Consider the following 5189-nt stretch of genomic DNA (forward strand, 5'->3'; position numbering starts at 1 on the left):
CGGCGGCCTCCCACCGACGGGTCGAGCCCTCGACGTCGGTGAACAAAAACGTCACAACTCCTGAAGGGGCCACGCCCGTGGACACCCGCACAGGATGTCACAAGGTTGCCTCTTCCACGCGGCTAACTGCGACTGACTTTCGAGACTCGCAACTGCCGTCTATTTCGAGACGGCTTCCAGTTCTGTTCGGACCTGGTCGCCCCGCGCTGTTCCCTTGATGTACTGAAACGCCGAGCTGTCCCGAAAACGTTTTTGAAGCGTGGCAAGGTGTCAATCGGCTGCTCGCAAGGGGATCCCCAAACGGACAGCTATTTCGTAATGAGCGCTGTGTCGCAATATGCGACGACGTCTTCTGAGACGAAGTTTTGAGACGCAACGACCTGGCAGATCCTATTCCCTGGGTGGCCAGTCTGGGACGTCTCGAATGTGGTCTGTTTCAAGACAAGCTCGTAACCGTGGGCCAGGCGTCCTACTGCGACGGAGTCATCAGTGTGTTGCTGGGCAGGGAAACGTCAAGCACTTTGCGCGCGGTCGCGGCCCCAGCGATGGGCAGACCGTCGGGATCGAGCAGACCGAGTTGAACGAGCACGCTAGCTTGGTCCCAGTAGATGTGCTCATGCACGAGTTTGTCTTCCTGAAATTGCACAATGGCCACTGTCGGAATCTCCACTGCGCGTCCGGTGGGCTCAATGCCGGGCAGCATCCAGTCCATCCGAGTGGTGTGCGTGAAGCGGACGATGAACTCGTCGACAAGGGAACTCTCCCCGACCGTGCGGCTGACGGGGAGGAGTTCGAAGTCGGGAGGGTTCACCCCGATGAAATGGTGCGCGTAAAAATGTCGCAAGCTCTCGAAGCCGACCCCACCGGTCATGGTGGGGATGTGGTTGACATAGGGTTCCGCCACCATGGTGGACATGGTGGCGTCCACGTCCCGCGTTTCAAACTCGTACCGACAGTGAGCCTCCCACAACGCGGCAAGATCGTAAGCGGCCATCGCCAGCACCTCTCTCGGGGAGTTCCCAGCCTACGGTTAACCAGCACGCTGAACGGACTGGCAGCTCGCAACGCGGGCTTGAACCGCGAAACAGTGACCGGATAGGCCGTTGGACGCTCCACGAGGGGGCTGTTGGCGTTCACAGTGGGTGACACCGACACGAAGTTTTGAGACCCTCATATGTCGTCTCTTTCGAGACAGAGGTCGCAAAATCAACCCCGGCCTCGCGCTCATATGGGGCAGGCGATGTTTCCTGTCGGTGATTGAAACACCCACGGGGCGCGCCGCTGCGTCCCAACGGTGCCGGGATGCGCGCGGTGGCGGAGCTGGTCACAGCACGTTGTGAAGGTCAGCCGTTTGCCTGCCACCACTGGAAGAGCGTGGGGACGTCAGTGTTGGATGCGCGGATGTAGCTCAACACGTTCTTGGCGTCGGTGGTCCAGATAATCTCGGCGGCGTTCTGGTAGGTACCGCACGCCACCGATCCCGCCGAGGTGGTGGCACCGTGTATGGCGCGCCACCTGCAGGTCGGCACCCACCCTCGGGCGCCATCACCGCAACCTCCACCCACCCGCCCGGCCGGGGTGTCTTCGCAGATGCCGGCGCCGGCGGCCATGCCGGGCATCTGCGCAGCCTGTCCCGTACGCCGAACCCCAAACGGACAGATCCCAGCCCGGGACGAAGCGGGCCGCACAGCTTGGGATTCGACAGACTCACGTCGTGATGAGAGACCATCAGCCTTAACGGCAAGCACTTCCTCGACGCCGCCGAGGCGCGGGAGGTCGCCGCGGACCTGCTGGCGGCCGCCGATGATCCATCGCAACCGCAACCACCCCGGCACGCGATCTGAACCCGATGGCGTTCACCATTCGTATACAAAAGGTGTGGATGCGCCGAGGGCGCGCACCCGGAACCGAGCGTCGTCATGAAGCGCAAGCTCTTCGCCGCAAGCTGGCTGGCCGGCCTCATCATCGCCGGCGCCGCGGCGGTGGCATACACCGCGCCGAACCCCCGCGAATCGGGACCGTCACTGTCGAATTCGACGACGACCTCGACGACACCGACGACATCAACCAACCCCCCGAGACCTCCGAGTCATTCGGGCTACTGACCTGACCAGGCGTCGCCGGTCGGCCGGGGTCGAGTCCTCAGTGCACGGAGGGCTCGCCAGGTCAGGGCAACGGCGTGGTAGCCGATTACTGTCGTCCGCAGGTCCATCGGCGGCCGGCCAACCCCTCTGGGCCGCAGTTGATGGCGAGTCCCACCGCCAGCTTTCGATCGAGCCTATTGCAGGCCTGCCGCGCTGCTACCGTGAAGACAGTCGCGAAAGCCGTTTTGCGGCCTGGCGATGAGGTTCGCCACCTTCGCACCGACCGGCGCTGATGGCTTCTACCCGCGACGCGAGGGAGGAGCCATGGACACCCGCAGATCCCCAGACATCGACGTGATCAAGGACGCCGAACGCATTGTCTACCAGGCGAAATGGCGGATATGCGAGGAACGTGCCGCCGAGCAGTTGGCCGCCACGTCGTCGCTGAAGTGGACGCGACTGTTCCCCGAGAGCCCGGCGATCCAGGTCGTGGCCATCGATGGCGTGGTGGTGGGCTGCATCCGCCACAACGGCGGGCGCTGGATCGCGACCGGAACACGCCAACGGGGCCCGGTCGCCGATTGCGACACCTTCCGCGCCGCAGTCTTGGCCCTGGCATGCGAAACAGAGCCGTGGTGATCGGAAGTCTTGCTGCTGTGGCGTGCTCTGCGACAGTTCCGGTCGGGCAAGGCGCCGGCCTGCGCGCCAGGCGATCGCCCCCCCGCGCAGCAAGTGCTGCGCTCTACGAGACGTGCGACCGGTGGAGCGAACCAGACGACTATCGGCTCAGCTTGGAGGAGACCGTCGAGCAGTCGGAGCGCCGCCGCGCGCGGTGGCCATGCAGTCGGCTACTTGAGCTGCTAGGGCCCGGTATCTCCCGGGTCGGTTAGTGGATAATCACCGTCAATGCTCACCTTCCGCGACCCTTTCAGCGGTGCGAACATGCCGATCGCGGTGGCCGGCGGGGACATGATCGGTATCGCCTTCGTGCTCCCGGCCGACGCGGGACCGTTCACCAACGCGCGCGTACTCGTCGTCGGCGACCTGATACGGCGGGTTTTCGAGGATGTCGGCTCGGCACAGGTCTTGGCGGCTGTGATCGCCTCCGACCGTGCCGCGGCCGACGCTGCGTGGCGGCCGGGCCTCATGGTCCGGCCCGTGATCGGCGTGTTCACCACCTCGGCTGGCGCGGAAGTCGGTCTGGGCAAACCATTGGATCTGATGATCACGGTGGCCGGGCCAGCTGCTGGTGCAGTTCCAGGGCATGTTCGCGCACCCCCACCCCGGCCACCAGATCGCGCAGCCGTTCCAGCGCCGGCCGCACGAGCGTGGCCCCAGAATGCCCCTCGTCCTCGAACACCCACTCGTCGGGGACATCAAGCCCCAGCTGCTCGGCGTGCGCGCGCAACGCCGCGGTCTGCGAACGAATCGTCTCGTCCTTCTTCTGCCGGGCCGACGACACCCGTGCGTAGATCACCACGCTGCTCATGTGGCGCTCGTCCTTCCTGACCGACCCGTCCGATACGGGCCTGCCGTTGTGGCACAAGGATGGTGTAGGCCACCGACACATCGGTGGCCGCGTGGCGGTCGAAGACAAACTCCGTCTCGACCACCCGGTCGTTCACCGGCGTGGACGCTTTCTGCGTCCCCGCGCCAGGAGTTCCTCCAGAGCCTGGGCGACCAGGGCCGAGATCGTGCTGCCCGACTCTCGGGCCCGCTCACGAACCCGGTCCACAAGCGCCACAGGAAGTTTGACGGTGAATACCGTCGTCGCTTCCGGTGCCTCCACCCGCCCGCTCTCGGCGGCGCGCTCGGCATACCGGCGGGCCTGCCGCACCGAGCAGCCGAACCGTTCCGCCAGTGTGTGTGCGGCCTCCGCCACGGACATCCCCGACTCGAGCAGCTCGACGGCCGCGTTGATCCGCTCGGCGTACTCGCCGGCATCAGCACGACCAGGGCCACCAGCCATGTCATAAATATACTACCTGACATGTCACAGAGTATTCTGGACACGCCGTGGTCGTTCCAGCCCCCGGTAACCCAGCGTGACGTCGAAGCAGAAGTTGCCCATTGCGTTGGGGGCGTGATTTCCCCGTTGTTGGCCAACGTCTTCTTGCACGTGCTCGACACCGAGTTGTCTGCCCGTGGGGTGGGTGAGTTGGTGCGTTACGCCGATGATGGGGTGGTGTTGTGCCGCAGCGCGGCGCAGGCGAGTACGGCGCTGGCGGCGGTGGGAGAGATCCTGGCGTCGTTGGGGTTGCGGCTGCATCCGGATAAGACGAAGGTGGTCGACTTGCGTGACGGTCGGGAGGGCCTGGATTTTCTGGGTTGTCACTTCCGGGCTCGCATGTCGGGGCGGTTGTGGGAGCAGAAGCGGGTGACCCGCTACTACTTGCACCGCTGGCCCAGCCAAGCGGCCATGGCCCGAGTGCGGGCCAAGGTTCGTGACCGTACCGGGCGCAATCGGGTCGGACTCGATATCCGCGCCGTCATCGCGGATCTCACTCCGATCTTGCGCGGCTGGGGCAACTACTTTCGCACCGGCAACGCCGCCGACAAGTTCCGCCAGATCGACCGATACGTGGTATGGCGGCTGTTTCGCTTGATGATTCAAAAGCGGGGCCGCAACCTGCGTGCCGGACAAGCCGATCAGTGGACCGAACAGTGGTTTAACGGGCACGGCCTACACCGGCTTCGCGGCACCATCCGCTACCCGAAGGTGGCGTAACCATGCAAAGAAGATCATCGGTAAGCCGTGTGCGGGAAAACCGCACGCACGGATTGAAAGGGGGATGGGGAAACGGACCCGCACTGCGGGCACCGCGCCCCTGACTACCAATGGATGTCATCTATGACCCACACTAGGTTCATCCCCAACAGCACCAGGACAGGTGCTGCTTGAGGGCGGCCAGTTCTGCGCGTAGAGCATCGGGAATGGCGTTGGTACCGATGGTGGCGTACCACTCGTCGATCAGGCCGGTCTCGGCGAGCCACTCTTCGGGGGAGAAGTTCAGTGCGGCGGCGATTTTGGCCCGATCGAACTTTAGCCTGGTCAGGTCGAGGTCGGCGATGCGCGGCACGTTTCCGATCGGTGTCGGGTTGGCC

Annotated in this window: 8 protein-coding genes and 1 pseudogene; 3 read left to right on the plus strand and 6 right to left on the minus strand. The window is 64.5% G+C overall.

Features of this window, described 5'->3' with window-relative positions; genetic code table 11:
- Positions 1-469: 469 nt before the first annotated feature.
- Together ACLP9N_RS11630 and ACLP9N_RS11635 are read right to left on the minus strand one after the other, a co-directional pair.
- Positions 470-994 carry an ester cyclase gene (locus ACLP9N_RS11630; protein WP_442407548.1) on the minus strand — a complete coding sequence of 175 codons (525 nt, stop codon included), beginning with the start codon at positions 992-994 and terminating at the stop codon, positions 470-472.
- 349 nt (positions 995-1343) lie between these two features.
- Positions 1344-1493, minus strand: a pseudogene (locus tag ACLP9N_RS11635) (serine/threonine protein kinase); the annotation flags it as partial.
- Positions 1494-1849: 356 nt separating this feature from the next.
- On the opposite strand from ACLP9N_RS11635, the gene ACLP9N_RS11640 reads away from it, so the two are divergent.
- Positions 1850-2110, plus strand: coding sequence for a hypothetical protein (locus tag ACLP9N_RS11640; protein WP_442407549.1), 261 nt, complete (start codon positions 1850-1852; stop codon positions 2108-2110).
- Between the two features lie 298 nt (positions 2111-2408).
- Positions 2409-2723 (plus strand): hypothetical protein, encoded by a 315-nt coding sequence (locus tag ACLP9N_RS11645; protein WP_442407550.1) that lies wholly within the window; start codon positions 2409-2411, stop codon positions 2721-2723.
- 264 nt (positions 2724-2987) lie between these two features.
- Here the strand turns inward: ACLP9N_RS11645 and ACLP9N_RS11650 are convergent, their stop codons facing one another.
- From ACLP9N_RS11650 to ACLP9N_RS11660, 3 genes are all read right to left on the minus strand, one after another.
- Positions 2988-3350: a hypothetical protein gene (locus tag ACLP9N_RS11650; RefSeq protein WP_442407551.1), complete on the minus strand. Its 363-nt coding sequence runs from the start codon at positions 3348-3350 to the stop codon at positions 2988-2990.
- A complete protein-coding gene (locus tag ACLP9N_RS11655; protein ID WP_442407552.1) occupies positions 3310-3573 on the minus strand; it encodes a recombinase family protein in 264 nt (87 codons plus the stop codon). The genes ACLP9N_RS11650 and ACLP9N_RS11655 overlap by 41 nt, the downstream gene beginning before the upstream one ends.
- A gap of 132 nt (positions 3574-3705) precedes the next feature.
- On the minus strand, positions 3706-4053 hold the full coding sequence (locus ACLP9N_RS11660) for a ribbon-helix-helix protein, CopG family (protein ID WP_442407553.1): 348 nt from the start codon (positions 4051-4053) through the stop codon (positions 3706-3708).
- A gap of 21 nt (positions 4054-4074) precedes the next feature.
- On the opposite strand from ACLP9N_RS11660, the gene ACLP9N_RS11665 reads away from it, so the two are divergent.
- Entirely contained in the window at positions 4075-4812 is a 738-nt protein-coding gene (locus ACLP9N_RS11665; protein ID WP_442407554.1) for a group II intron maturase-specific domain-containing protein, read from the plus strand.
- A gap of 139 nt (positions 4813-4951) precedes the next feature.
- On the opposite strand, the gene ACLP9N_RS11670 is transcribed toward ACLP9N_RS11665, so the two are convergent.
- The coding region (locus ACLP9N_RS11670; RefSeq protein WP_442407555.1) for a phosphoenolpyruvate carboxykinase domain-containing protein at positions 4952-5189 on the minus strand (238 nt) is incomplete at its 5' end.

This window comes from Mycobacterium sp. (assembly GCF_052144515.1).
In the GTDB taxonomy this organism is placed as follows: domain Bacteria; phylum Actinomycetota; class Actinomycetes; order Mycobacteriales; family Mycobacteriaceae; genus Mycobacterium.